The following is a 26,749-nucleotide window of genomic DNA, read 5'->3' as shown; positions in this document are numbered from 1 at the left end:
TGTAGCTTAGTTGTTTAGAGTGCATTCGTGTGTTGGATGATGTTCACTCCCGCCATTAAAGAAATTTAAAGACGTATTTCTACGTCTTTTTTTTATTCTATAGATTTGTAATTTTTAAAATCTCTTTAAAAATAGAGATTGTATCTTTTAGATTTATAGATTTAGTTGAATCATTTTCTAAGATTTCAGCTGAATCACTCACATAAAATAAAAGATTAGTAGGATTTGCCGATGGTGAAAGAGAAACACCCTCTTTTAAAATCTCTATTTTAGGGAAAGGTTCGTGTTTGAAATCCTCTAATAATACAATATCAAAATCTTTAAAATAGCTTAAGTATTGGAAAAAATTATTATTTATTCGATCTTTCAGAAGAATGTAACTATTTTTAGAGAAAAGTAGGCTTCCCTTTGCTCCACCTTTATTATATCTATTTACATCTTTGTCTAAAGCACCCAAGTCATATTCAGGACTAAATTTTATAGTTCCAACTTTGTAACCAGCATCATTAAAATGTTTTAATAGTTCTTCAATCAACATAGTTTTTCCACTATTTTTTGCACCACAGATAGCTATAAAAGGTGTATGTCCTAGAAAAATAGAGTTAAATTTCAATTCTTCCTCAGTATCAATACTTTTTAGGAGTCTATGAGAGTCAAAGGTAGTATTACTTAAAGATATATATTTTACATTCAGCTCAGCTAAAAGATCTTGAAGTCTGTAGTTTTTATCCATAATAAGTCCTTCGATAGTACTCAAAGAACTTTTATTATAGATTCCAAATAGTGGATAAGTTTTCCCTTTGCTATCTTTAATTATTACAGCATCGTAGTCGTGTGAGGCAAATTGTAAAATAAAATCAACAAACTCTTTTGTAATATTTGGCATGTCACAAGTTGTAACAAAAATAAAGTCTGATTTTGTACTTAAAAGTCCTTGGTATATTCCTTCAATAGGTCCTGAGTTTTCAGAGCTATCAGTAACTATTGTTCCTCTAGGTATTAAAAAGTTCTGATTTTTATTTATTGAAACCATAATGTTTTCAAATTTTTCAAGATCATCAGTTATTTTTTCTAAAAAGGTTCTACTCTTGTCATATTTAAGTAGGGCTTTGTCTAGAAAGTTCATTCTAGAACTTTTTCCACCAGCAAGAATCAAAGCATCAATATTTTTAATTTTATCCATATATTTACCTCCCACGGTTATATTATGATGAAATACTTATATTTTTTATCAGGACTGAAGGAGAACCAACACCTGATAGATTAAACTTTAAATCACTTCCAATAAATTCAATATTTTTTAAAAGTTCAAAGAAGTTTCCAGCAGCTGTTATTTGGTTTAATGGTTTTGTAATAGCCCCATTTTCTATAAGGAATCCCTCTGTAGCAAGAGAAAAATCTCCAGAGATAGAGTTTAATCCAGAGTGTAAACCAGAAAAACCAGTTATAAGTATACCGTTTTGAATTTTATTAAGAAGAGTTTCAAAACTATTTTCCCCTTTATTTAAGTAAAGATTAAATGTAGATATTCCCATAGTTCCTTTATACCCACCTTTAGCTGCATTTCCTGTAGTTTCAACACCATCTTTTTTACTAGTTTTAAGATTGTGTATATATGTTTTTAAAATTCCATTTTCGATTAAGTTTTTAGGTTTTGTTGGAACACCCTCTGCATCAAAAGGAGCACTTCCATAACCATCTTTGAGATGAGGATTATCAATAATTGTGACTAAAGGATTTGCAACTACTTCATTAAGTTTTCCTTTGAATTTTGAAACACCCTTTTGGACAGCTTCGGCAGAAAATATTCCACTCATAGAACCTAAGAGATCAGCAAAAGTATCATTTTCAATAATAATATCATACTCTTTACTTTCTATAGATACAGAGTTTAATTTATTTAAAGCTTTTGTAACAGCCTCTGTGGCTAATTTAATAGGGTCCATATCTGAGAAATTTTTAGCCACGATATAAGCGGCATCATTTTTTATAGAATCACCATCTTGAGCAACAACAGCTAAGTAAGTGTAAATTGAGTTACCTTTATGATATAAGTCTAAACCTTTGGAATTTTTTATTATATTTTCTCCCTTACCGCTTCCCATCATACAGTAATTTACACTTTTTATTCTGTTGTCCATTTCTAAAGCTGTCTTTTCAGCTTTTAAAAGAAACTCTATTTTTTCTTCAACAGAGATATCTTCTAAAGACGAACTGAAAGAATCTATTTTTTCATATTCTTTTTTCTCTCCGTAAGTTTCTATAACATCTAGATTTTCAATAATTTTACCGTTTGAAATTGCTCTTTCGATTAGAGGTAAGATATCCTCCTCTTCAAGAGATTCAGTATATGAGTATCCCATTTTGCCATCAACTTTAGTTCTGAAAGAGATTCCCATGTTTTGAGAGTTGCTATAAGTATCAACCTCTCCTTTGAATACTTTAATAGTTTCACTCTCTGAAGATGTAAAATAGATTTCAAACTCCTCTAATTTTAAATTTTCAGCAGTTTCAAAAACTTTATCTATAAATAATTTTGTTTCCATAAATTCCTCCAAAAATAGTAGTTAATAGGATTATACCCTTTAACTTTTAAAATATAAAGAGGAAATTCTAAAATTAAGCATCTTTCTAAAAAAAAAATCATGTGGTATACTCTAGTAAAATGGAATAAAAGGAGAGAAAGAGATATGATAGATAAGTTTTTAGTTGAAGATATATTAAATGAAGCTCTTTGTACTGGTGGAGATTTTGCTGAAGTTTTTGTTGAAGATAAAAGAGGAGATTCATTTTATTTAGTTGATGGAAAAGTTGAGCAAGCAATATCAGGAAAAGATTTTGGAGTTGGAATAAGAATATTCAAAGGAGTTTTTTCTGTTTATGCTTATACAAATGATATGAACAGAGAAAATTTATTAAAAACAGCTCAAAAAGCAGCAAAGGCTATAAAAGGAACAAAAGAGGATATTGTTATAAACCTTGTTAAGCAAGATATAGAGAATAGACATAAAATTGTTTTAGCACCCGGAAGCGTATTAAAAGATGATAAAATTTTAATTATGAAAGAAGCTTACGAAGCAGCAAAAAACTATGATGAGTGTATAAGTCAAGTTAGAATAAACTACGGAGATTCAACTCAAAATATTTTGGTTGCGAATTCTGAAGGTGTTTGGGCAGAGGATAGTAGAACAAGAAGTAGATTGGGAATAGAAAGTATAGCTTCTGATATGAATGATATGCAAACAGGATCATATAGACCAGGAGCAGCAAAAGGATTCGAGCTTTTTAAAGAGATAGATGTAAAAAAATATGCAAGAGAAGCTTCGAGAATAGCTAAAACTATGCTTGGTGCAAAATATGCACCAAGTGGAAAGATGCCTGTTATTATAGAAAATGAATTTGGTGGTGTTATTTTCCATGAAGCTTGTGGGCATGGATTAGAAGCTACGAGTGTAGCAAAAGGTCTTTCAGTGTTTGCTGGAAAATTAGGTGAAAAGGTTGCGAGTGATGTTGTGTCAGCAGTAGATGATGGTACATTAGTAAATGAATGGGGATCATCAAATATTGATGATGAAGGAACACCAACTAAGAGAAATCTTTTAATAGAAAATGGAATTTTAAAAGGTTATATGGTTGATAAACTAAATGGAAGAAGAATGGGAGTTGAAAGCACGGGAAGTGCAAGAAGAGAGTCGTATAAATATGCTCCAACTTCTAGAATGACAAATACATTTATTCTGAATGGAACTTCATCTTTAGAGGAGATGTTAGCTGGTGTTGAAAATGGAATCTACGCTAAATATATGGGTGGAGGTTCTGTTAATCCAAGTACTGGAGATTTCAATTTCTCAATAATGGAGGGATATTTAATAGAAAATGGAAAAATTACTGAGCCTGTAAGAGGAGCAACTCTAATAGGAAATGGTCCAGAAGTACTTCATAAAATCGAGATGGTTGGAGATAATTTATCTCATGGTCAGGGTATGTGTGGATCGGTTTCAGGAAGTATTCCTGCCAATGTGGGGCAACCTAGGATTAAGATTAGGGATATCGTAATCGGAGGAAGATAACTCTATGTTTACTTACTTATCTTTAAAAAAATATTTTTATTATGTTCTTCGGGCTACTATAGTTTTACCTTTTATATTTTTCTTCAAGCTAGATAATGCTTTAAAAAATTATTTCTGTATATACTTATTAATTTGGATGATGTTATTTATACTTTCTATTCTAAATAGTATTTTTATAAAATCTAAAGAAAAATTTTATAAGGATATAAAGGAAAAAACAGAAGAATATTTAACTATTGAATTCTCCTTAAGAAAAACTTTTGTAATTTTGTTTTTATATTTTATGATAAATTTACTTTTTAGATATAAAGACTTTAAAGCTTTTGAAACTTTATTAAGCATCGAATTTATATTTTTTAATCCAATTATAGAAGGAATTTCATTAAGTATTTTCGCTTCGTGTATCTTTCTGGTTATACAACAAATAAATTACTTTAAAAATAACTTTATAGTTTATCAAAATTTAATGTATTCTCTTAAAGGTATATTTTGTACAATTAATAATCTAAATTATTTAGAGTATCTATCAATTGATGACATGCACAATATAGCCTTGAAAAAATGTAATTTTATTAGAGATGACCTTTTGAATAAAGATCTAGATTATTTAAATAATTCTAAAACATTTTACTTGAACAGGCTCGACCATTGTCATATTGATTCAATTATTCAAAGTTTTTCTTATAAAAATTTTGATAATATCTATGTTTCAAAAAAAATACTATTACTTCTTGATAATATGAATAGCTTAAAGAAACATCCAATTAAATATATTATTGATAACTACTAAAAAAGGAAGAGATTTTTCATCTCTTCCTTTTTTATCTTTATATCTTCAGCATTACTATTATTCTATGTCTAAGACCCCAAAGGGTGCGAGGTGTGGTGCTACTTCTTGTTAACCCAAACAAATAACATCACAAAAGCTAAAAAAGCAATTGCTCCGCCATCCAAGTTTAGGTTTGTAACATTGAATGTAATCAATCCTAACACCTCCTGATAGAATTAAAAATTTTATGTCTGCCTTGTTCAAGGGCAGAATAAAAGCCCTCAATAAATGAGGGCTAATATTCTGAACATGAGCTTACCGCTCCATAAAATTTAACTCTATCAGTACCCCTTAGGTTTTCCTTAAGGTACTTTTAGTATATATGATATTTTTCAAAAAGTCAAATCTCTAAGCCTTTTTTAAAGATTAAAAAATTTTTTAATCGTATCTATTCTTTCTATTATATAAGGTGCTTTATCAAGTAAAATACTACCAAATCCAATCAACGTTTTAAATGTTTTCTTTATTTTAGAATCTTCTTTTTCTATTTTTAATAAATTTAAATTCTCGATAACGCCATCTTTCACTTCTGTTTTAAGACTACTATCAGATTGTATTTCTTCAATTAAATCATCTATAGCATTAGTGACGTTATTTGTAATACTATTACTATCACCTATATTTCCACTGTTATTAAAATCTATATTTGTACCTAACGCTCCTGAATTTTTAATACTGTTGTCAAAAATACAATTATGAAAATTTTGAGCACTTATTTTTTCTTCTGGACTAAATGAAATTCCCTTACCTAAAATCCCCTTTTGTTCTAGTTCAGTAGTCCAATCCAATAATTTTATTATAACTTGCTCTAAAATGTTGTGTAAAGAAGCTGCTGATATTTCAAAACGTACTTGTGTGTTAACATATTTAGACAAACTATTAGCACGTTCTCCACCTAAATAAATTATATCTTTAGATTTTTTTAAACTATTTTCTATCTCTGCAATAGACCAAATTATTGGAACTTTTTTTAATATCCCCCATATTTCATTATCCTCATATATTAATGGCTGCCATCCATGGTAAGGATTCCAGGCTTTAGTATTACAAGTAATATTTCTATATTCTGGAAACAACTCATCTGCATTAGGATAACCATTTATTTCATGTTCTAACCACTTAATTGATTCTTTTATAGATAGTTTATTTGAAATTAATAATGCTTTTCTTAAAATCGTAGTTAATTCTACTTCGTTAGAAATAAGATCTCTCTGTAACTCTAAAACTAAACTCATAACCAACTCCTTTTATTTGATTTATTTCAATAGTATCACATAGACACCATAAAACAAAAGAGAATTATTTCTTTGTCTTTTTTTATTTTTATGAAAATTATTTTTTATTTTTCTTGAAAATAAAACTTTTATATAATATAATGGATAAATGAAAAAATAAAAAATGATAAATAAAAAAAATAGTTGGAGGGAAACGAAATGAAAAAATTGAGTTTAAGTTTAACAAGCAAAATCTTTGTATCATTAGTTTTAGGTATTATAACAGGTTTAGTTCTACATCCAATGAAAGGAAATGCATTTGTAGAAACATATCTTATTAATTTTTTATTTAGTTTTTTAGGTTCAGGATTTATGAGAGCTATAAGAATGATAGTAGTTCCTCTAGTATTTTGTTCTTTAACGGTTGGAGCTGCAGGGGTTGAAGATGTTAGAAAATTGGGAAGAGTTGGAGTTAAAATATTAGCTTTTTATCTTGGAACAACAGCGGTTGCGATAACATTAGCTTTAGGATTAGGAAATATAATAAATCCAGGAAAAGGGATTGTACTTTCTGATATAGTAGCTTCAAAAGTTAGCGTAGGAGAAAGTAAGCCTTTCGTAGATATACTTCTTGGAATGATTCCTGTGAATCCTGTTGAGGCGATGACAAAAGGTGATATGCTTCAAATAATAGTATTTGCAATACTTTGTGGAGTTGGAATATCTCTTTTAGGAGATAGAGTTAAAACTATAAAAAAAGGCATTGAAGAAGCAAACAATCTTATGCTAAAGCTGGTTGAACTTATTATGAAGCTTGCACCTTATGGAGTTTATGGACTGATAGCTAAAACATTTACAACACTAGGATATGCAGCTATGTTACCTCTACTAAAATATTTCTTAGGTGTTATTGCAGCACTGATTATTCATTATTTAATTACTTATCAAGGTTTACTTGTTTTGGTTGCAAGATATAATCCAATAAAATTTGTAAAAAAATATGCTTCAACAATGGTCGTTGCATTTTCGACTTCTTCGAGTAATGCTACAATACCAACATCTTTAAAAGCTATGCAAGAAAATTTTGGAGTTTCTAAAAGTATTTCATCATTTACTATTCCTTTAGGAAGTACGATAAATATGGATGGAACAGCAATAATGCAAGGTATGGCTACAGTATTTATAGCGCAAGCTTATGGTGTTGAATTAACTATGGGAAATTATATAACAGTTATTTTTACAGCAACTTTAGCATCGATAGGAACGGCGGGGGTTCCTGGGGTTGGACTTATAATGTTAGGTATGGTATTGACTGAAATAGGATTACCTTTAGATGGAATAGCTTTAATAATGGGGATAGATAGACTTTTAGATATGTTAAGAACTGTTGTAAATGTTACTGGAGATGCTGTTTGTACTTTGATTGTAGCTAAGACAGAATCTGAAATAGTAGAAGTAGAAGAGGATAGTTTTGGAAGTGTAGAAGCAGAGTCTTTATAAGATATGAGAAAAGAAGCAGTTCTAAATTTTGAACTGCTTCTTTATCTATTTAAAGAAAAATATATCCAAATATTGTTGCAAGAATTAAAGAAAAAATAACTCTCTGAATCCAAATTATAATTAAATCAGTTATTTGAATTTTTATATCAGTAGATAAAATACAAGGAATAGAAGCAGAGAAAAATAAAATTTCAGAGATAGAAACAATAGCAACAACATATCTTGTAATTAAGTTTTCTTGAGTAACAAACATTGCAGGCAGGAACATCTCCGCAATACTTGTAGATAAAGCTTTAGCTACTAATTCAGGATTATTAAAACCTAAAATTTTAGTAAAAGGAAGATATATATATCCCATAAAATCAAAAATAGGGGTATATTTAGCTAAAATTAATCCAAGAAGACCTATCGACATGATTGATGGTAAAATTCCAGCGGTTATAATAAATCCATCTTTATAATTTTTAAGAAATTGAGTTAAGATAGAGTCATTATTTTTTTTAGCACTATTAACTCCTGAAATTAAAGCTTTTTTAAATAGATTATCTTGAATTATTTCCTCCTCTTCAAATTTATTATTTTGATAGTATGTATTTGGAATTTTATTTAATGGAAAAATCCGAACTGTTATAGCTGTTACAAGAAAAGTTATAATGATACAAGTCCAGAAATAGAAGTTCCAAATCTCAGTTAAATTTAAAGTTTTTGCAACGACAATCATAAAAGTAGCTGAAACAGTAGAAAATCCTGTTGCGATTATAGCAGCTTCTTTTAAAGTATATTTTCCATCGGTATAAACTTTATTTGTGATAAGTAATCCGATAGAATATGATCCTACAAATGAAGCAACAGCGTCAATAGAAGATTTTCCAGGAGTATTGAAAATGGGTTTCATTACTTTTTCCATGAGTATTCCCATAAATTCAAGTAATCCAAAACCTACAAGAAACATAATGAAAGCTCCACCAAGAGGAATAACAACGCTCAAAGGTGTTACAAGCTTGTCAAATAAAAAAGGCAACATATCTTTTTCAAATAAATAATCAGGACCAACATTAAAAAAAGTTAAAGTTCCAATTAATACTCCGAAAATTTTTATAGAGGTAAAAATAAATGTAGTCTTATTTTTTAGCCATTTTTTTTGTATAATAGGGTTAAGAGCACCGATTGCCATTAAAAATAAAACATAGATTTTAATAAAATTAGGAAAACTTGAAACTATAAAACTTGCAATGTGATCTAAAGGAATAGTATTTTTATTTTTTAAAGTAATTGGAATAAAAAACATAAAGATACCAATAAAATTTAGAAAAAAATATTTTGTTAAATCTAGTTTTTTTAAAGTTGTAGAATTTTCCATCTAATACCTCCATAAATATAAAATATTATTTTTTTTAAAAATATTAATATTTTATATAACTCAAAAAAATCAAAAAATCAAATAAAATTTAAAGGACACCTTCAAAAAATATTAACTTAATATTAAGAAAAGCTTTTAAATAATAGAGTTGCAAAGGAGAAACTTGAATCATAATACGAACAGGAAATTAAAGAGATTGTTCTCTATAATTAATTTTTTTTAATTGTTATAATCTATGTTAATATTTCAAGAAGGAGAGTGATTAAATGAAAAAAATAATTTTTATGATATGCTTAATCTTATCTACGATGTTGGATTACTCTAAAGATTTAGTTAGTGAAGTAGTAAATAGAGGTATTTTAAAAGTTGGAACGACAGGAGATTACAAACCGTTTACATATCTGGATGGGAGTGAATATGTAGGATATGATATAGAGGTTGCTAAATTATTAGCAAAAGAATTAGGAGTTGAAATAGAATTTGTTCCAACAACTTGGAAAACTCTTTTAAGTGATTTAAATGCAGAGAAATATGATATTGCTATGGGAGGAATTACAAGAACAGTTTCAAGGCAAATAAAAGCTGAGTTATCAACTCCTTATCTTATTTTTGGTAAATGTTTTTTAGTTAGAAGAGGAGAAAAAGAGAAGTATGATTCTTTAGAAAAGGCAGATAAATCTGAAACGAGGGTTGGAGTTAATATAGGAGGGACAAATGAAGTTTTTGCTGACGAGAAGTTTAAAAATGCTAAAATAATTCGATATAAAAATAACTTAGATGTTCCAATTGCAGTAGCTAAAGGAGAGGTTGATTTGATGATAACAGAAACGCCAGAAGCGATAGTATATCAAAGAGAGGTAAATTCTTTAGAGGGAGCTATGATAGAGAATCCAGTAACAAGAAGTCAAATGGGATATTTGATAAAAAAGAATCAGATTCATTTTTTGAATACAATTAATTTTTTACTTAATGAGTTAGAGCTTAGAGGAGATATTCAAGAGTTGAAGAAAAGATACCTCAATTAATCATTCAAAAAAGTGAAAGACCTCTGTGGGGGGACAGAGGTCTTTCGGGGGGGATTAAATTATTTTATTAACACTTTATTATAATATTTAGACCACAGGTTTTATAAAAAAGTTTTAAAAATAAAAAATTATTTATTTATTTTTAAAAAATCTATTGTGAAGTTGAAAACTTCAATATTTTCAGAGAGTACTTCAGCGATCATAGCTTTATCATATTCAATCTCTTGAAGAACATTAAAGATATCATCCCAAGGAAGATTGCATCCTTCAGCTTCTGGAAAACTATGAAGATCACATTTTCCATCGTTGTCACTGACATGGGTATGTAATAAATAATCTTTAACATCATGTGTGTATTCGATTAAATCCTGTCCTGATCTATGAGCATGAGCATAGTTCAAACAAATTCCAAAAGAATCTGATTTAATCTCTTTTATTAAAGAGATTAAATCTTTAGATTTTACACAAATTTCATTATCTAAAACAAGATTTTCAATAGCGATTTTAAGTTTGTAGTTATTTTTTTCAATTTCAGATTTGATAAAATCAAAAATTTCAAGACTTAGTTTTTTTATCTCACTTTTTTTACTATGAGCAATATCTAAAAGAAGTCTTTGTGAGACGAAACGATTATTTTTAGGAATATCCATTTGTCCAATTGTACCAGGATGTATAACGATTAAATCTATTCCAAAAGAGTTAGCGTAAGTCAAACACTCTTTAAGGTGTTCCTTTATAATGTATCTAAAAAATGGAATTCTACTACCAAAATCATAAAATGTTGGAAAATGTAATGAGAATTTTATATTGTATGTATTTTTTAAAAATTGAATTTGTTTTAGATACTCGTCTTCATATTCTTTATTTAAGCAATCATGTTTATACCAATTTATTTCTAGGTGTTTAATGTTATTTTTTTCAATAAAATTTTTGCAATAATCTTGAAAGTCATCTCTATATTTATAGTTAATACCAATGTTCATAAGTTTCCCTCCTTTATTTTACCTTGTTTTTTTAGCTTATCTTATGAGGGTTAAATAGAAATTAAAAAATGGTAAAAAAGAGGTAATTTAACTTGTTTTTTACAAAAAAGTGAAAGACCTCTGTGGGGGGGAGTACAGAGGTCTTTCGGGGGGATTAAATTATTTTATTAACACTTTATTATAATATTTAGACCACAGGTTTTATAAAAAAGTTTTAAAAAGATTAAATTATTTTATTTTTTAACTAATAGCATATCAACATGTGGAATATCGTCTTCTAAATATACTTCAGAAATAGTTTTAAAACCAAAAGATGAATAGAATTTTTCTAAATAATGTTGTGCCCCTATAGTGATAGCGTCAACTTTTTCAATCTCAAAAAGTTGTTTTATAGCAGCTTCAACGATAAGTTTTGCAAGTCCTTCTCCTCTAAATTCCTTCGAAACTAGAACTCTTCCAAAAGATGAAGTTTCATAAGATATTCCAGCTGGAATAGTTCTTATATATGCAGCGATAGCATCATTCTTTTTTATCATAATATGTGTTGATTTATAATCTTTTCCATCTACGTCGTTGTAAGGACAATTTTGTTCTACTACAAAAACTTCTGCTCTCACTTTCAGTATTTCATAAAGTTCAGAAGATGAAAGTTCATCAAATTTTTTTATAACTGTTTTCATAAAAAATTTACACCACCTTAAAAAATATTTATTAAAGAATATTAGTTGATTATACAGGAGTTGAAATAAATTTGAAACAAAATTTTAATTTTTTTAAAAAAAAATATGACTTTTTTTTCTAAAAGTGTGCTATACTTTCGGAAAACAAATTTTTTTATGGAGTGGGGAACAGTGAGAATAAAGAAAATTTTGAATAATAACGTTGCAATTTCAGAAAATATAGATGGGCAAGAGATTATTGTTGCTGGTTGTGGAATAGCGTTTAAGAAAAAAATTGGGGATGAATTGGATGAGTCTTTGATAGAAAAAGTTTTTGTATCTTCAGATAATCAAACAAAGAAAAAAATACAAGTTTTACTGGATGAAATTCCGATTGAGTATATTAGAATAACTGATAAAATAGCAAGATATACAAATGAAGTTTTTAAAAAAGAGTTGAATGATATCACGTATATAGGGATAGCTGATCACATTTATAGATCAGTGGAAAGATTTATAACTTCTGGAGAGTTAGTAAATGGACTTTTGTGGGATATAAAAAGATTGTATAAAGATGAGTTTGAAGTTGGACTATATGCATTAGAAGTTATAAAAGAGGAGTTGAAAATTCAGATGCCTGAGGATGAGGCGGCTTTTATTGCGACACATATAATCAATGCTAAATTGAAAGAAACAATTCCAAATGTAATCGATATAACAAAATTGATAAATGAGATTTTAAATATTGTAAAATATAATCTATTGCTAGATTTGGATGAAGAGACTCAATCTTGTTATTATTTTATAAATAATATAAAGTTTTTAGCCCAAAAGGTTGTAAATAACAGAAAATCTAAAGATATTGGAGAGTATGATCAGGTGTATATTGCAACTACAAAAAGTTTTCCAAGAGAGTATTATTGCGTTGAAAAGATAACTGAATTCATAGAAAGAAAATATAAATATCTATTGAATATAGACGAAAGAGTCTTGTTAACTCTACAAATTGTAAAAATTAAGAACGAAAAAAACTAAAAAAGTTTGACATGCGAAAAGTAATGTGTTACTATAAGTTAAATTATAAAACAAACAAAAAAACATATAAAACAGGATTGTTACTGTAAGAAGGCAAAACCTAAGCGAGATAGAGATTTATTTTTCTATTTGCTTAGGTTTTTTATTTTCTATATCAGGCAAGACCCATTTATAAAAAATTAAATGGAGGAATGTGTTATGTATCAAGAGTTAGGAAAATTGATTTTAGAAAATGTTGGAGGAAAGGAAAATATTTCAAACGTAACTCACTGTGCAACAAGACTGAGATTTAACTTGAAAGAGTGTAAAAAGGTTGATGTCGATAAGATTAAAGTTGCAAAAGGAGTTATTGGAATAGCTGATAGCAATGGTCAGTTTCAAGTTATCATCGGAAGTGAGGTTTCAAAAGTTTATAAGGAGATTATAAAAATCATAGGAACTATTGAAACTGAAGGTAATTCTTCTGAGAAAAAAAGAGGGCTTGTAGGATTCTTTGAAGTAATCTCAGGAATATTTACACCGATTATCCCACCACTTACAGCAGCAGGAATGTTAAAAGCAGTTTTGGTATTAGCAACTACTTTTGGATGGTTAAATAAAGATAGTCAGACATTTTATATATTCAACTTTGTAGCGGATGCAGCCTTTTTCTTCTTCCCAGTAGTTTTAGGATATACAGCAGCAATAAAGTTTAAATGTAATCCATATATGGGAATGTTAGTCGGAGGGGCCTTAATCCATCCAAACTATTTGGCGCTAGTAAATGCAAAAGAAGCGGTTTATTTTTTAGGAATGCCTTTAAGGCTTGTTAATTATGCTTCATCTGTTGTACCAATTATAGTAATTGTTTATGTTATGTCTTTTGTTGAAGAGTTTGCAGATAGAGTTTCACCGAAGTTTATAAAGTTTTTCTCGAAGCCGTTATTAACAGTTTTAATAATGACACCTCTTGCTTTTCTTCTATTAGGACCAATGGGTTCAATTGCAGGGGAAGGATTAGCTTTAGGAGTGGAAAAAATAAATGGATTTGCTCCGTGGTTGATTCCAGTAATTGTAGGAGGAACATCACCGCTATTAGTTATGATAGGAATGCACTATGGATTAATTCCAATCGGGTTTAATGAATTAGCAGTAAATGGATTTGATACGGTTGTTGGACCAGGGATGTTAGTTTCAAATATTGCCCACGGAGGAGCAACACTAGCAGTTGCATTAAAAACTAAAAATACAGACTTAAAGCAACTTGCTGGAAGTGCTGGATTTACAGCTTGTTTAGGAATAACAGAACCTGCTATGTATGGAGTTACAATGAAATTGAAAAAACCACTTATAGCAGTAATGTTAGGTGGAGGTTTAGCAGGGTTATATTGCGGAGTTATGGGCGTTGTACGTTTCTCAACAGGGATTCCAGGTTTAGCATCACTACCAGTATTTTTGAGTGAAACAAGACCTATGAATATAGTTCATGCAGCAATAGCAGCAGTAATCGCCTTTTCAACAGCGTTTATATCAATGTTTATAATAGGGTTTGAGGATATTCCAAATGAAAATTCTGAAAGTGTTGAAGAGATTAAAGAAAATGAGATAAAAATTAAAAAAGAGATGCCTGTAGATGGGGTTATTCAAGTTAAATCTATAGCAAAAGGAGAGGTTATAGAGCTATCGAGTGTGAAAGATGATGCTTTTGCAAGTGAAAGCTTAGGAAAAGGTTATGCTATAGTACCTGAAATAGGGGAGATAAGTTCTCCAATTGATGGAGTGGTGAGTTCGATTTTTGCAACGAAACACGCCATAGGATTAGAGGGTGAGGACGGAACTGAGATTTTGATTCATGTTGGGATAGATACGGTAAGATTAAACGGAGAGCATTTTGAATCTTGTGTAAAAGAGGGAGATACAGTAAAAGCTGGTGATATCTTAGTAAAGTTTGATAGAGATACAGTTATGAAAAAAGGATTTGATATCTCAACTCCAGTTATAGTAACAAATTCAAGTGATTATACAGAAGTGGTAGTTTCAAAATTTGGAAAAGTAAATGTTGGAGAAAACGTATTGGCGTTAGCATAGAAAGCACTATATAGGAGGAGAGTTATGAAAAAAATAATACCAGAAAACTTTTTATGGGGAGGAGCTGTCGCTGCTAACCAATGTGAGGGAGCTTATTTAGAGGGAGGAAAAGGATTGTCTCCTGTGGATATATTACCTGGTGGAATTCCAGTAAGAAAAGAGGCTTTAGCAGATGTTAGAAAAACAATAGAAACAACTTATGACTATTATCCATCACATGTTTCAATAGATTTCTTCCATAGATATAAAGAGGATATAAAATTATTTAAAGAGATGGGATTCAAATGTTTAAGAACGTCAATTTGTTGGGCTAGAGTATTTCCTAATGGAGATGATTTAGAGCCTAATGAAGAGGGGTTAAAGTTCTATGATTCTTTGATAGATGAGCTTATAAAAAATGGAATAGAGCCAGTTATTACAATAAATCATTTTGATACTCCTTTAGAGTTGACAAAAAAATATGGCGGATGGAAAAATAGAAAATTGATAGAGTTTTATACTAGATATTGTGAGGTTCTTTTCAATAGATATAAAGGAAAAGTAAAGTATTGGATGACATTCAATGAGATAAATATGATTCTTCATATACCATCGTTTGGTGGAGGTCTTGTTTTTGAAGATGGAGAAAATAGAGAGCAATGTATGTATCAAGGAGCACACTATCAACTTGTAGCAAGTGCCTTAGCTACAAAAATTGGTCATGAGATAGACCCTGAGAATATGATAGGGTGTATGTTAGCAGCAGGAACTGTATATCCAAATACTTGTCATCCAAATGATATTTTGATAGCTCAAGCAGCAAATAGGGAAAATTATTTCTTTATTGACGTTCAATCAAAGGGAGAATACCCAAGATATTCAGAGAGATTGTTTGAAGAGATGGGAATAAAATTGGATATAACTGATGAGGATAGAAAAATTTTAAAACAGAATACTGTTGATTACATTGGATTTAGTTACTATTCGAGTAGATTGAAAAGTGCTGATCCAGAGGTTATGAAAAATATAAAACCTGGAAATGCTTTTAAAACTTTAGGAAATCCATACTTAAAAGAATCAGAGTGGGGATGGACAATTGATCCTGTGGGACTTAGAGTGACTATGAACGATTTATATGATAGATATGGAAAGCCATTGTTTATTGTAGAAAATGGACTAGGAGCAGTGGATAAAGTTGAAGCGGATGGAAGTATAAATGATGATTATCGTATAGAGTATTTAAAACTTCATATTGAACAGATGAAAGAGGGAATCAAAGATGGTGTTGAACTTATAGGTTATACTCCTTGGGGATGTATAGATTTAGTTAGTGCTGGAACTGGTCAAATGAGTAAAAGATATGGGTTTATCTATGTAGATAAAGACGATAACGGTGTTGGAACTTTAGAAAGAAGTAGAAAAAAATCGTTCTATTGGTATAAAGATGTTATCGCAGCAAACGGAGAAAATTTATAGATAAAAATAAAAGGTATGGTTGATTCCATACCTTTTATTTTTCTATCTCGTCAAGAATCTCTTTTCCTATATCTTGCATCATCTCAAGAACTTTAACTACTTTTTTACCTCTATTTTCAGTCAAAAAATATTCAACTCTTAAAGGATATCCTTCATAGTTATATTTCTCGACAAAGCCGAATTTCATAAGTTCTTTAAGATGCTGTAACAACATTTTTTGATTGATTCCAACAATATCATTTTCAAGTTCTGATAAAGAGGCTTTGCCTCTCCAGTGGATTTGATATAAAATTACCATTTTCCATTTCCCTTTTAAAATATCATATGCTAACTCTAAAGGGCAGGTATATTTTTCTCTTATTTTCATAATTTCACACCTTTTGTTATTATTTTATATATAATAACCTAGATTTATTGAAAATAAAAGAGAAATTATATTAAAATTAGAATTTTAAAGTTTCACCATTATCAGGAACAATTATATTAGTAACTCCAGCTTCTTTTATTTTTTCTTTTAAATCTTTTCTAGTTACAGTACTATGATCTGTAGATTCCATATGAACAGCAACTATTTTAGCCTTTGGAGCAAGTTTTGCAATCTCTATTGCTTCTTCAGCTCCAATTAAAAGATTAAGCTCATTGGTATCTTTATTAATAGCCATTCCTAAAGAATTGAAGAAATCTTTTTCAGCTTCAGATAAAAGTAGATGAGCTTTTGCAGGATGGATTATTATTATATCTGGTTGAACTTCAATTATTTTATCTTTAATATTTTGAGTTAAAATAGTATCTCCTGCCCATAAAATTGTAGGTTGATTATCAGCTTTTAAAATATATCCAGAAACTTCTCCAACAACAGGTTTTAAAGATAGAATATCTGTATGTAAAAGTTCAAATCTTTCAAATGAGATTCCTTCCCAAGAAAAAGTTTTTTGGAAAGATACAAGGTTATTAAAACCAACTGCCTTTAAACCTTTTGAATCTGACTCTTGTACAAATATAGGCATATTTTTATCAATTATTTCAATAGCCTTTTGATCAAAGTGATCCGAGTAAGCAAATTCTACTTTTCCATTCTCTGGGATATGAGTGTGTGAAACTAAAATCAAATCGATATCTTTAACTGCTTTTTCAGCAGAAAAAGGTAAATCAGAAGTAGGGCTAACCAATTTATCTTTATTTTCAGGTAAGTATCCATGATAAGAATTTTTTGGAGCTAGTAGAGGATCTGTTAAAATTGTTTTTTTATTATATTTAATTTTCATTGTAGCATTTCTTAAAAGTTGTATTTGTACATTATTTATTTTATTTAAATTATTTTCCATATATTTTCTCCTTTGATACAGTTATTTTAAGACTATGATTAAGAATAACATGATAATACTATTTTGAAAATTACCCACTTTTTTGTATGTAGAAAAAATCCTATAAATATAGTATAATATGAGCAGAAATAAAAGTGTGGAGGAAAAAATTTTTATGGAAAACATTCTTGGACATATGCTGAATGAGTTTGTAATAGCAATTGCTAAATACTCACCAATAGTTATAAAAAAAGTGATATATTTAGCGATTTTATATGTTTCTTATAATCCGCTTAAAGAGTTTGTTATAAAATCTTTAAAAAAGGTTTTAAGAAAAAAACAATTTGATGAGTTGTTAGTAAGTTTCTTAGCAACATCGATGAAAACTTTAATTATAATTTTTTATTTTTTAAATGTGATTCAAATTTTAGGACTGCAAGTAGCTTCGTTACTAACGCTTCTAGGTTCTGTGGGAGTCGGAGTGGGATTAGCTTTAAAAGGAAGCTTATCAGATGTAGCGGGTGGAATTCAAATTTTGATATCTAAACCATTTAAAAAAGGAGATTTTATCATTTGTGGTGGATCGGAAGGTTCGGTTCAAAAGATAACGTTTTTATACACTGCTTTAAATACTGTAGATAATAAAAGAGTAATTCTTCCAAATGGAAAACTGTCATCATCTGTTGTAACTGTTGTAACAGCAAACCCTCAAAGAAGAGCAGACTTTGTATTCTTTGCAGAAAAAGAGGTTTCGATAGATAAGGTAAAAGAGGTTTTATTTGATGTTGTAAGTAACCATCCATTTGTATTAAAAGATAAAGATATATTTGTAAAGTTCTCAAAAGAAACAGGGATAGCCACTGAATTTATAGTTAGAGTTTGGACTTTAAAAGAGAATTTTAGAGATTTAAACGCTGATATTCAAGAGGAAGTTAAAAAGAGATTTGATAAAGAGGGAATCAGATTACCATATCAATCTTATGAAGTTAATATAATGAAATAAAATATTTTAAGATTACATCTCCAAGAACTATCTTGGGGATTTTTTTTATGTGTAAATAAAAAAAGGATAAGTTAAATTTTACCGGTAAACAGAAAATAAGATGAAGTATAAGTGAGGTGGTTTTATATGGATAAGATACTGGTATTATTTAAATATTATAACGATGCAAAGTTAGCGATAGAAAATTATAAGTCATTAAAAAAGAGATTTAATTTTGAGATTTTACCTCTTTATGTAAAAGAGTTGAAAGTTCCAACAGGTGTTACATTTTTAAGTCCGAGCATGACAATGGATATTTTAAAAGAGTATGAAGATGAGTATATTGACGATTTAAAGGAAATTTTAGCAAAAGAAGGATTGAAAGAGGAGTTAATAGTAGATATAGGATTGAATAAAGAGATAATCCAAGAGTATTTAAAAAAAGTGGATTATATAATGTTAGAAGAAACAGAATATTTGGATGAAGATTTTTTAGAAATATTAAAAGTAGTATATAAACCAGTTATAGTTGTGAATAAAAGTGCTTCAAAATTTGAAAATGTTGTGGTTATTTCAGATGATGGAATAAAAGTGAATAAAAGTGTAAATAATTTCGTGAGAGATTTTCCAGAGATAAAAAAAATGACTCTTTTAACTTGGAACTATAAGCATGAAGAAAATAATGTTTTGGAATTTTTGGAAAGAAAAGGAATTGAAGTAAAGATTGAGATGTATAATCAGCAATTTAATACAAAAGAGGAATTTTTCAATAGAATGAACGAATTTGATTTTATTGTAATGGGTAATTTAAGTAAATCATTCTTTTTTGAAAAGATAACTAAACGTATGGGTGTAGAAATAATTGAAAAAGCAAAAGTGCCAATTTTTATAGGATAAGTAAAAAAGTAGAAAAAAAGCTGAGGAAATTTTAAAATCTCCTCAGCTTATTATATTGATATTGATATTGATTACTCGTTATAGTATAGGTTTTCAGTTGGGAATACAGGATCACAAGTTACATCAACACCTAATTTTCTAAGAGTTTGCTCGTCACCTTTTCCAAGAATTGTAGTTGAGTGAAGCTGAGCTCCCTTTAATGTAGGAAGTTGATCAAGGGCAGCTTGTGCCATTGGGTTAGTTGCAGCTGATATAGTAAGTGCAATTAACATCTCTTCACAGTCTAAACCTACGTTTTTACTTTGTAATGTAGTTTTCTTTAGTTTTGTAATATCTTCAATTATAGTTGGAGATATTAAGTGAATATTATCATTGATTCCAGCAATAGCTTTAAGAGCGTTGATTAAAACAGCAGATGAAGAATCTAAAACATTAGATTTTTTTCCTGTTAAGATTAATCCAGTAGTAAGCTCCATAGCTACAGAAGATAATAACTCAGTTGTATCACAAGCTTTTTGCTTTTCTAAGTGTTCTCTAGCAGCAGTAACTACTTTTCTATCAGATTCTTTTAATCCTAACTCTTCCATTATAAGTTTTGCTCTTTGGAATGTTTCTTTATCAACATATCCTTTTTTATATTCACATCCAGTTTTGAAGTATCTTCTGATAATCTCTTGTTTAGAAGCTTCTCTAACAACTTCATCATCAACGATACCAAATCCTACTCTATTAACACCCATATCAGTTGGTGATTTATAGATAGATTCTTTATTTGTAATTTTTTCAATTATTCTTTTTAAAACAGGGAAAGCTTCAATATCTCTGTTATAGTTAACAGCAGTTTCACCATAAGCTTCAAGGTGGAATGAGTCTATCATGTTAACATCTTTTAAATCCACTGTAGCAGCTTCATAAGCGATATTTAGTGGATGCTTTAATGGTACGTTCCAAACAGGGAAAGTCTCGAATTTCGAGTAACCAACGGCATTTCCTCTTTTATTTTCATGATAAAGTTGGCTTAAACAAGTAGCTAGTTTTCCGCTTCCAGGTCCTGGAGCAGTAACAACAACGATTGGCTTAGTTGTTTCAATATAAGGATTTTTTCCGTATCCTTCTTCACTAACGATTGTATCTACATCTGTAGGATACCCTTTTGTAGCTCTGTGCTTGTAAACTTTTATTCCTCTTCTCTCTAACTTTGTAATGAAAAGAGATGTAGATGGTTGGTCATCATATCTAGTGATAACAACACTGTTTACTTCAAGTTCACGTTCTCTTAAATCATCGATTAATCTGAATACATCCATATCATATGTAATACCAAAGTCTCCTCTGATTTTATTTCTTTCGATGTCTCCTGCATAAACGCAGATTATAACTTCAACTTTTTCTTTAAGTTTTTGAAGTAATTTAATTTTAGCATTTTCGTCGAATCCCGGTAAAACTCTTTTTGCATGTAAGTCAAATAACAGTTTACCACCAAACTCAAGATATAATTTGTCAAAATTATTAACTCTTTCTAGGATATATTTCGATTGTTCCTCTAGATATTTATTGTGATCAAAACCTATTTTCATGACTCACTCCTTCAATTTTTTTATATTCGTCAGAGCACTTCCTGACTCTACATCATAGCATGTTATAAAAAAAAAATCTAGCTTAAAAATATTTTTTTGTGATATAATTTATAAAAATTTAAATTTTTTGAGGGAGGATAAAATGAAAAAATTACCAATAATAATTGATTGTGATCCAGGATGTGATGATACAATTGCATTACTTTTAGCATTTGCAAACACGAATTTAGACATCAAAGGTGTTACAGTTTCAGCGGGGAACGTGCATATAAATAACACGACTGAAAATGCTAGAAAATTAGTAGGAGCTTTTAGACCAGAAATAAAAGTAGCAAAAGGTTGTGAAAAACCTATGTTTAAAACTATAGTTACAGCACCAGAAGTTCATGGGGAAACTGGACTTGGTTCTGTAGTTATACCAGAGAATGGAAAGCAGTTAGAGGATTTAAATGCTGTAGAGTTTTTAGCTCAAACTTTGAAAAATAGTGATGAGAAAATCACAATAGTTATAACAGGTCCAATGACAAATATAGCGGTATTTTTAATAGCTTATCCGGAATTAAAAGAAAAAATAGAGAAGTTTGTAATAATGGGTGGATCAGCAATTGGTGGAAATGTAACACCAGCAGCAGAGTTCAATATATATGTAGATGCCGAAGCAGCTGATATTGTATTTAGATCTGGGGTAGATATTGTATTGTGTCCGTTAGATGTTACAATGAAAGCGTTTGTAACAGAAAAAGAGTTAGCAGAGATAAAAGCAATAGGAGGATTCGCCTCTGAAGTTGCACATGGAGCAATAAAAAATGCATTAGATTTCTATAAAGAGTTTTATAAAGTTTCAGAAGTTCCGATGCATGATCCGTGTACTATAGCTTATCTTTTAGAACCAGAGATGTTTAAAGGAGTAGATGTATTCTTAGGAACAGAGTTAAGAGGGGAGTTTACTTATGGTGAGACTATTATAGATTATCGTAATAAACTAGGAAAAGAGAAAAATGCATTAGTTCTAAACGAGATAGATAGAGAAGCATTTATAAATCTTATAAAAAAATCTGTTGAGGCATTGAAAGGGATATAAATTAATTTCAAATATCAATAGATTGAATAGTTAATTATTTAACATATTGATATATTCTATTTCAAAAAAGAACAAAATGGTGCTACAATCGCATTACACACACATTTTACAAACGTTTTAAGGAGGTACTAGATGACGATAGAGTTATCAACGATTCAAACTATAGCAATGGCAGTTATTGTCTTGTATATGGGAAAATTTTTAAACCACACATTTAAATTTTTAAAAGAAAATTGTATTCCAGAGTCAGTAACAGGAGGGACAGCCTTTTCAATAATTACTTTTATTGGTTACAAAACGGGGTTGTTTAGTTTTATATTTGAAGATTCTTTGAGAAGTCTTTTTATGATTGCCTTCTTTACGACGGTAGGATACTCAGCTAGTTTAAAATTACTTAAGAAAGCTGGGATGCCTGTATTTATGTTTTTAATAGCATCTGTGGGACTAGCAGTAGCTCAGAATGTATTAGGAGTTGGATTAGCAGGAGTTTTAAATTTGAACCCATTGATAGGGTTAGCAACAGGATCTATGTCTACAACTGGAGGTCCTGGAACGGCGGGGGCATTTGCACCAATACTTGAGAGTTACGGAGCTGAAGGAGCAACGGTTGTTGCAATGGCTACAGCAACTTATGCTTTAATAGTTGGAAGTTTAATATCTGGACCGTTGGCTAATAGATTGATAAAAAAGCACAATCTATTAGAGAAAAGAGAAACAGGTGGAGTTTATGATTCTGAAGATGAGAAGAAAACACCTTTAGATCCAAAACATGTTTCTACAGCTTCTTTCCAAATTATAATAGCGATGGGTATTGGAAGTTTAATTTCGAACTTCTTATCTGGTGCAGGAGTTGTTTTACCATCGTATATAGGTGCTATGTTTGCAGCAGCTTTAATAAGAAATATTTCTGATTTTAGCGGAGCATATGATGTTCATTTAGATATTATAAATATTATTGGTGGATTTACTCTGACGATATTTTTATCGATGACTCTTATGACTTTTAAACTTTGGGAACTTCAAGGATTAGCTCTACCGCTAGTTATAATGTTGGTGGCTCAAACAGTATTGATTGGAATGTTTGCTTACTTCATAACATTTAGACTAACTGGAAAAGATTATGATGCTGTTGTTATGACAAGTGGTCATTGCGGATGTGGTTTTGGAACAACGCCTAAAGCCTTAGCGAACATGGAGGCATTAACAGCTAAGTATTTCCCATCACCAAAGGCATTTTTTGTAATTCCAATAGTGGGTGGATTATTCATAGATTTCTTTAATGCTGGAATAATAACTCTGTTTATGAATATACTTCATTAATTTGTATAATTTAAAATAATTCATTAAATTAAAATATAAAATATGTTATAATCTTTAGAGAAAGTTTTAAGGAGGTTAGACATGTTAAAAATATTTAATGATAGAGTTTATGGTTTAGATGAGAGTTTAATAGCTAGTGGATATCCTATGATAGCTGAGCCGATAGAGGAGTGGGATGAAACTCCAAGTTTAGAGGAAAAAGATTATAAAAGAGCTGGAAAGTTAGGAAATGTACCAACTGGAACAGGGCATGATAACTTCTTAAAAGGTATTATAGTTCAATTTGATATAACTTATCCAAACTACTGGACACCACAGTTTCAAAGATATCACTTTGCGGATATAGTTTCTTCAACTTCAAAGATGCACAGACTTACAAAGATGGATTTAAAAACTTCTTGTAACGAATATGTAGATGATGTTGTAATTGAAAATTTAAATAGATGGATTGAGATATTCAACGCTTTTGAAAAGGATCAGAAAGAGGTTGAAGTAGATGGGAAAATCTATACAAAATATGAAATCTATATGAAGATTATATCTAATTGTCCAATGGGATTAGAGCAAACTATGAGAGTAACAACATCTTACTTACAATTAAAAACAATATATCTTCAAAGAAGATACCACAAGTTAAAAGAGGACTGGGGTAATTTCTGTGATTGGTGTTTAACACTTCCACACTTTGAGGAGTTTTGTTTAAAAGGAAATAAATAATAAAAGAGACCTTCGGGTCTCTTTTTATTATCTTCTGTTTCTTAAAAGATATACAAGGGAAGGGTATATACCCGGATAGTAAAGATTTTTTTGATATGCTCTAACCTTAGTTAGTAGAAGCATACAGTAGAATCTTAAAAATAAGCTGATAAAAAACATGAGTTTTAAACCAGCATATGAATCTCCAAAAATTGTAATAGTTTTACCCTGTAGATAATTAGCTAAATATCCTCCTAAGAATGCGCCAGTTAGGCCTAAAACACCAACAGAGAGCGAGTAGGCTGCTGTGTAAGAGTCTCGATCTGGAGAGGAAAGTTCTAGTAATAAACTGAATACAGATAAGTTTATTGCGGACCATCCAACAGCTGTTCCAACAGCATCGAGCATAATTAAACTATTTACAGTTTCTTTAGTCATTAAAAAATAAAATATAACGACATAACTAGAAACACCTATTCCAAATGATAGAAGTTTTTTATATCCGATTCGCTCTACAAGTTTTCCATATATGAAAAATGCAAATATAGAAAGAATAGCGGTTAAAGATGTAGAGAGACCTAAAATATTATATGAAGCATCTAAGTTAACAACAGCAAAATAGTAAAAGTAAGGTTTTGTAAATTCGATAGAAAAATTCCACATAGCTATAAAAGTTAAAAAATTAAAAAAATTAGAATCTTTCAGAGGTTTTTTTATGGAAAAATCTCTTTGTTTTTCTGTAAAGTCTGGAATATCATGAAAATATAGTAAAACAAGAGTTGTTATTGCAGCTATGGCCATAATAAAAGTAAGGATAAGTATACTTGTTTTTCCAGGGCTATAACTCAATGCTTTAGATACAATATAAGAGAAAAAAACTGTTGAAATAGATATTAAAGTGAATCTTTTTGAGAAGAAAAGTCCACGATCCTCTTTTTTTATAATATCTCCAACTGAACTCGTCCAAATTCCACTTAGAAAAGCAGAGAAGACAGAATAGGTAAAAACTATTCCTACAAGATAGCGGTAATCAGTTTTATCAAATAGAACAATAAAAAAAAGAAAACACATCGGAATTCTTGCAGCGGCTGCGCTGAAAAGCATAGCTTGTTTTTTTGTCTTAAAAAATTTATAATATGTTCCTAAAAAAATTTGAAGAAGTTGCAAGCCTAAAGGTAGAGTTGTAATAAGAGATATCCAAAATGGCTTACATTGGAAATATAGAGCTAAGGCAGTAAGTGCAAATCCTTGAATCCCTAAAGATAAGGTATTTGCACTCATTCCTTCAATAATAATTAGAAACTTATTTTTGTTATAAGAGTCACGAAACATAGAGATCATCCCCCGTCTTAATAGAAACTTTAGAAAAGCTTTTGTTTGTAACCTCATTTACCAAAAAAAAGTAGAAATCCTTTTAAAAAAGATAATATTAAATATTTAAAATAAGTTCAACAGGACAGTGATCAGAGCCTAGAGTTTCAGTGTGTATATTTGCTTCTTTAATATTTTCTTTTATCTTATTAGAAACTACAAAATAATCGATTCTCCATCCAGCATTATTTTTTCTTGCACTAAATCTATATGACCACCACGAATATACATCTGTAACATCTGGATGAAGATATCTAAAACTATCAACAAAACCACTTTCTAATAGTTCAGTGAATTTAGCTCTCTCTTCATCAGTAAATCCAGCATTTTTTCTATTTGATTTTGGATTTTTTAAATCTATCTCTGTATGAGCAACATTTAAATCTCCACATAAAACAACAGGTTTTTTTGAATCTAATTCTAAAAGATATTTTCTAAAATCATCTTCCCAAGTCATTCTATAATCAAGCCTTGCAAGCTCAGTTTGTGAGTTTGGAGTATATACATTTACAAGGTAGTAATTTTCAAACTCTAAAGTTATAACTCTTCCCTCTTTATCGTGATGCTCAATTCCTAAATCATAAGAAACTGACAATGGTTTTTCTTTTGTAAAGATAGCTGTACCAGAATATCCTTTTTTTTCAGCATAGTTCCAATAGCAATGATATCCTTCAGGAGAGAAATCAGTTTGTCCCTCTTGTAACTTTATCTCTTGTAAACAAAGAGCATCAGCATTAACCTCATTAAAGTACTCTAAAAAGTTTTTTTGTAACACAGCTCTTAAACCATTTACATTCCAAGAAATTAATTTTTTCATAAGTTTTCCTCCATACATTTATTCAAAATTATCTACTATAGATTATATCATAAATAAAAAAATAAAAAAAAATAAAAAACTTTGTTGACAATGTTTAAAAATTATGATACTATAATTATGTAGCGAGCGAGAGCGAGTTGCAAAAACAAAATAGTTCGGAATATAGCGCAGTCCGGTAGCGCACCTGCCTTGGGAGCAGGGGGCCGCAAGTTCGAATCTTGCTATTCCGACCATGCAGGCTAATGGCTCAATTGGTAGAGCATCGGTCTCCAAAACCGAGGGTTGGGGGTTCGAGTCCCTCTTGGCCTGCCATTTTCGCCTAGATAGCTCAGTTGGCTAGAGCACCCGGTTCATACCCGGGCGGTCGAAGGTTCGAATCCTTTTCTAGGCACCATATGAAATTTAAAACTCTGTAAAAAGAGTTTTTTTTATTTTTTGTAAAATTTTAGTAACTACTCAGCTGGTAGATTACAAAAAATAAAAAATAGCTAAATAATAGGAGATTTC

General features: G+C 29.9%; 23 protein-coding genes and 3 tRNA genes. 15 read left to right on the top strand and 11 right to left on the bottom strand.

Annotated features, from left to right (window positions below):
• Positions 1-97: 97 nt before the first annotated feature.
• Entirely contained in the window at positions 98-1,183 is a 1,086-nt protein-coding gene (mobB, locus tag L988_RS13315; protein ID WP_052191816.1) for a molybdopterin-guanine dinucleotide biosynthesis protein B, read from the bottom strand.
• Positions 1,184-1,205: 22 nt separating this feature from the next.
• A complete protein-coding gene (locus L988_RS10585; protein ID WP_047384097.1) occupies positions 1,206-2,546 on the bottom strand; it encodes a TldD/PmbA family protein in 1,341 nt (446 codons plus the stop codon).
• A 144-nt stretch (positions 2,547-2,690) separates the two neighbouring features.
• Here L988_RS10585 and L988_RS10580 point away from each other — a divergent pair, with 144 nt between their 5' ends.
• Together L988_RS10580 and L988_RS10575 are read left to right on the top strand one after the other, a co-directional pair.
• Positions 2,691-4,070 carry a TldD/PmbA family protein gene (locus L988_RS10580; protein ID WP_047384096.1) on the top strand — a complete coding sequence of 460 codons (1,380 nt, stop codon included), beginning with the start codon at positions 2,691-2,693 and terminating at the stop codon, positions 4,068-4,070.
• Between the two features lie 4 nt (positions 4,071-4,074).
• A complete protein-coding gene (locus L988_RS10575; RefSeq protein ID WP_047384094.1) occupies positions 4,075-4,860 on the top strand; it encodes a hypothetical protein in 786 nt (261 codons plus the stop codon).
• A 398-nt stretch (positions 4,861-5,258) separates the two neighbouring features.
• Here L988_RS10575 and L988_RS10570 read toward each other — a convergent pair whose 3' ends face one another.
• Complete coding sequence (locus tag L988_RS10570; RefSeq protein ID WP_047384093.1) at positions 5,259-6,134, bottom strand: hypothetical protein; 876 nt, start codon at positions 6,132-6,134, stop codon at positions 5,259-5,261.
• A 198-nt stretch (positions 6,135-6,332) separates the two neighbouring features.
• Here L988_RS10570 and L988_RS10565 point away from each other — a divergent pair, with 198 nt between their 5' ends.
• Positions 6,333-7,613, top strand: coding sequence for a dicarboxylate/amino acid:cation symporter (locus L988_RS10565; RefSeq protein ID WP_081982882.1), 1,281 nt, complete (start codon positions 6,333-6,335; stop codon positions 7,611-7,613).
• Positions 7,614-7,662: 49 nt separating this feature from the next.
• On the opposite strand, the gene L988_RS10560 is transcribed toward L988_RS10565, so the two are convergent.
• The gene (locus L988_RS10560) at positions 7,663-8,973 is read right to left on the bottom strand and encodes a YjiH family protein (protein WP_047384090.1); all 1,311 of its coding nucleotides are present in this window, start codon (positions 8,971-8,973) and stop codon (positions 7,663-7,665) included.
• A 266-nt stretch (positions 8,974-9,239) separates the two neighbouring features.
• Between L988_RS10560 and L988_RS10555 the strand changes: the two genes are divergently transcribed.
• A complete protein-coding gene (locus tag L988_RS10555; RefSeq protein WP_047384088.1) occupies positions 9,240-9,998 on the top strand; it encodes a transporter substrate-binding domain-containing protein in 759 nt (252 codons plus the stop codon).
• Between the two features lie 128 nt (positions 9,999-10,126).
• On the opposite strand, the gene L988_RS10550 is transcribed toward L988_RS10555, so the two are convergent.
• Positions 10,127-10,981 (bottom strand): sugar phosphate isomerase/epimerase family protein, encoded by an 855-nt coding sequence (locus L988_RS10550; RefSeq protein ID WP_047384087.1) that lies wholly within the window; start codon positions 10,979-10,981, stop codon positions 10,127-10,129.
• Between the two features lie 233 nt (positions 10,982-11,214).
• Complete coding sequence (locus L988_RS10545) at positions 11,215-11,661, bottom strand: GNAT family N-acetyltransferase (RefSeq protein WP_047384086.1); 447 nt, start codon at positions 11,659-11,661, stop codon at positions 11,215-11,217.
• A gap of 171 nt (positions 11,662-11,832) precedes the next feature.
• Between L988_RS10545 and L988_RS10540 the strand changes: the two genes are divergently transcribed.
• The 3 genes from L988_RS10540 (at position 11,833) to L988_RS10530 (ending at position 16,197) form a co-directional block, all read left to right on the top strand.
• Positions 11,833-12,675 carry a PRD domain-containing protein gene (locus tag L988_RS10540; RefSeq protein ID WP_047384084.1) on the top strand — a complete coding sequence of 281 codons (843 nt, stop codon included), beginning with the start codon at positions 11,833-11,835 and terminating at the stop codon, positions 12,673-12,675.
• A gap of 198 nt (positions 12,676-12,873) precedes the next feature.
• The gene (locus L988_RS10535) at positions 12,874-14,742 is read left to right on the top strand and encodes a beta-glucoside-specific PTS transporter subunit IIABC (protein WP_156111956.1); all 1,869 of its coding nucleotides are present in this window, start codon (positions 12,874-12,876) and stop codon (positions 14,740-14,742) included.
• Between the two features lie 24 nt (positions 14,743-14,766).
• Positions 14,767-16,197 (top strand): 6-phospho-beta-glucosidase, encoded by a 1,431-nt coding sequence (locus L988_RS10530; protein ID WP_047384081.1) that lies wholly within the window; start codon positions 14,767-14,769, stop codon positions 16,195-16,197.
• 34 nt (positions 16,198-16,231) lie between these two features.
• Here the strand turns inward: L988_RS10530 and L988_RS10525 are convergent, their stop codons facing one another.
• Entirely contained in the window at positions 16,232-16,564 is a 333-nt protein-coding gene (locus L988_RS10525) for a helix-turn-helix domain-containing protein (RefSeq protein WP_047384079.1), read from the bottom strand.
• Positions 16,565-16,640: 76 nt separating this feature from the next.
• Positions 16,641-17,522: an MBL fold metallo-hydrolase gene (locus tag L988_RS10520; protein ID WP_047384077.1), complete on the bottom strand. Its 882-nt coding sequence runs from the start codon at positions 17,520-17,522 to the stop codon at positions 16,641-16,643.
• Between the two features lie 154 nt (positions 17,523-17,676).
• On the opposite strand from L988_RS10520, the gene L988_RS10515 reads away from it, so the two are divergent.
• Both L988_RS10515 and L988_RS10510 read left to right on the top strand, forming a co-directional pair.
• A complete protein-coding gene (locus L988_RS10515; protein ID WP_052191815.1) occupies positions 17,677-18,504 on the top strand; it encodes a mechanosensitive ion channel family protein in 828 nt (275 codons plus the stop codon).
• 126 nt (positions 18,505-18,630) lie between these two features.
• Positions 18,631-19,380: a hypothetical protein gene (locus L988_RS10510; RefSeq protein ID WP_047384075.1), complete on the top strand. Its 750-nt coding sequence runs from the start codon at positions 18,631-18,633 to the stop codon at positions 19,378-19,380.
• Between the two features lie 71 nt (positions 19,381-19,451).
• On the opposite strand, the gene L988_RS10505 is transcribed toward L988_RS10510, so the two are convergent.
• The gene (locus L988_RS10505; RefSeq protein ID WP_047384074.1) at positions 19,452-20,957 is read right to left on the bottom strand and encodes a DUF1846 domain-containing protein; all 1,506 of its coding nucleotides are present in this window, start codon (positions 20,955-20,957) and stop codon (positions 19,452-19,454) included.
• A 142-nt stretch (positions 20,958-21,099) separates the two neighbouring features.
• Between L988_RS10505 and L988_RS10500 the strand changes: the two genes are divergently transcribed.
• The 3 genes from L988_RS10500 to L988_RS10490 all read left to right on the top strand — a co-directional run bounded on the left by L988_RS10500 (position 21,100) and on the right by L988_RS10490 (position 24,075).
• Positions 21,100-22,038, top strand: a complete 939-nt coding sequence (locus tag L988_RS10500; protein ID WP_047384072.1) for a nucleoside hydrolase — start codon at positions 21,100-21,102, stop codon at positions 22,036-22,038.
• A 132-nt stretch (positions 22,039-22,170) separates the two neighbouring features.
• Positions 22,171-23,358: a sodium/glutamate symporter gene (gene gltS, locus L988_RS10495; RefSeq protein ID WP_047384071.1), complete on the top strand. Its 1,188-nt coding sequence runs from the start codon at positions 22,171-22,173 to the stop codon at positions 23,356-23,358.
• Positions 23,359-23,439: 81 nt separating this feature from the next.
• Positions 23,440-24,075 (top strand): hypothetical protein, encoded by a 636-nt coding sequence (locus L988_RS10490; RefSeq protein WP_047384069.1) that lies wholly within the window; start codon positions 23,440-23,442, stop codon positions 24,073-24,075.
• A gap of 27 nt (positions 24,076-24,102) precedes the next feature.
• Here the strand turns inward: L988_RS10490 and L988_RS10485 are convergent, their stop codons facing one another.
• Together L988_RS10485 and L988_RS10480 are read right to left on the bottom strand one after the other, a co-directional pair.
• Entirely contained in the window at positions 24,103-25,386 is a 1,284-nt protein-coding gene (locus tag L988_RS10485; protein ID WP_047384068.1) for an MFS transporter, read from the bottom strand.
• Positions 25,387-25,483: 97 nt separating this feature from the next.
• Positions 25,484-26,242, bottom strand: a complete 759-nt coding sequence (locus L988_RS10480; RefSeq protein WP_047384066.1) for an exodeoxyribonuclease III — start codon at positions 26,240-26,242, stop codon at positions 25,484-25,486.
• A 156-nt stretch (positions 26,243-26,398) separates the two neighbouring features.
• On the opposite strand from L988_RS10480, the gene L988_RS10475 reads away from it, so the two are divergent.
• The 3 genes from L988_RS10475 to L988_RS10465 all read left to right on the top strand — a co-directional run bounded on the left by L988_RS10475 (position 26,399) and on the right by L988_RS10465 (position 26,636).
• Positions 26,399-26,475: transfer RNA gene (locus L988_RS10475), tRNA-Pro, on the top strand.
• Between the two features lie 3 nt (positions 26,476-26,478).
• Positions 26,479-26,554, top strand: a tRNA-Trp gene (locus tag L988_RS10470).
• A gap of 5 nt (positions 26,555-26,559) precedes the next feature.
• Positions 26,560-26,636, top strand: a tRNA-Met gene (locus tag L988_RS10465).
• The last annotated feature ends 113 nt before the right edge of the window (positions 26,637-26,749 follow it).

The organism is Cetobacterium sp. ZWU0022 (assembly GCF_000800875.1).
In the GTDB taxonomy this organism is placed as follows: Bacteria; Fusobacteriota; Fusobacteriia; order Fusobacteriales; family Fusobacteriaceae; genus Cetobacterium_A.
Note: the sequence above shows the minus strand (reverse complement) of the source record. Positions and strands in the feature narration are given on the sequence as shown.

Coding starts and splice junctions, on each gene's coding strand:
- gltS (WP_047384071.1), top strand. CDS start 22,171: ATGACGATAGAGTTATCAACGATTCAAACTATAGCAATGGCAGTTATT.
- L988_RS10555 (WP_047384088.1), top strand. CDS start 9,240: ATGAAAAAAATAATTTTTATGATATGCTTAATCTTATCTACGATGTTG.
- L988_RS10500 (WP_047384072.1), top strand. CDS start 21,100: ATGAAAAAATTACCAATAATAATTGATTGTGATCCAGGATGTGATGAT.
- L988_RS10515 (WP_052191815.1), top strand. CDS start 17,677: ATGGAAAACATTCTTGGACATATGCTGAATGAGTTTGTAATAGCAATT.
- mobB (WP_052191816.1), bottom strand. CDS start 1,183: ATGGATAAAATTAAAAATATTGATGCTTTGATTCTTGCTGGTGGAAAA.
- L988_RS10575 (WP_047384094.1), top strand. CDS start 4,075: ATGTTTACTTACTTATCTTTAAAAAAATATTTTTATTATGTTCTTCGG.
- L988_RS10530 (WP_047384081.1), top strand. CDS start 14,767: ATGAAAAAAATAATACCAGAAAACTTTTTATGGGGAGGAGCTGTCGCT.
- L988_RS10525 (WP_047384079.1), bottom strand. CDS start 16,564: ATGAAAATAAGAGAAAAATATACCTGCCCTTTAGAGTTAGCATATGAT.
- L988_RS10480 (WP_047384066.1), bottom strand. CDS start 26,242: ATGAAAAAATTAATTTCTTGGAATGTAAATGGTTTAAGAGCTGTGTTA.
- L988_RS10545 (WP_047384086.1), bottom strand. CDS start 11,661: ATGAAAACAGTTATAAAAAAATTTGATGAACTTTCATCTTCTGAACTT.
- L988_RS10565 (WP_081982882.1), top strand. CDS start 6,333: ATGAAAAAATTGAGTTTAAGTTTAACAAGCAAAATCTTTGTATCATTA.
- L988_RS10580 (WP_047384096.1), top strand. CDS start 2,691: ATGATAGATAAGTTTTTAGTTGAAGATATATTAAATGAAGCTCTTTGT.
- L988_RS10485 (WP_047384068.1), bottom strand. CDS start 25,386: ATGTTTCGTGACTCTTATAACAAAAATAAGTTTCTAATTATTATTGAA.
- L988_RS10570 (WP_047384093.1), bottom strand. CDS start 6,134: ATGAGTTTAGTTTTAGAGTTACAGAGAGATCTTATTTCTAACGAAGTA.
- L988_RS10560 (WP_047384090.1), bottom strand. CDS start 8,973: ATGGAAAATTCTACAACTTTAAAAAAACTAGATTTAACAAAATATTTT.
- L988_RS10520 (WP_047384077.1), bottom strand. CDS start 17,522: ATGGAAAATAATTTAAATAAAATAAATAATGTACAAATACAACTTTTA.
- L988_RS10490 (WP_047384069.1), top strand. CDS start 23,440: ATGTTAAAAATATTTAATGATAGAGTTTATGGTTTAGATGAGAGTTTA.
- L988_RS10505 (WP_047384074.1), bottom strand. CDS start 20,957: ATGAAAATAGGTTTTGATCACAATAAATATCTAGAGGAACAATCGAAA.
- L988_RS10550 (WP_047384087.1), bottom strand. CDS start 10,981: ATGAACATTGGTATTAACTATAAATATAGAGATGACTTTCAAGATTAT.
- L988_RS10510 (WP_047384075.1), top strand. CDS start 18,631: ATGGATAAGATACTGGTATTATTTAAATATTATAACGATGCAAAGTTA.
- L988_RS10535 (WP_156111956.1), top strand. CDS start 12,874: ATGTATCAAGAGTTAGGAAAATTGATTTTAGAAAATGTTGGAGGAAAG.
- L988_RS10585 (WP_047384097.1), bottom strand. CDS start 2,546: ATGGAAACAAAATTATTTATAGATAAAGTTTTTGAAACTGCTGAAAAT.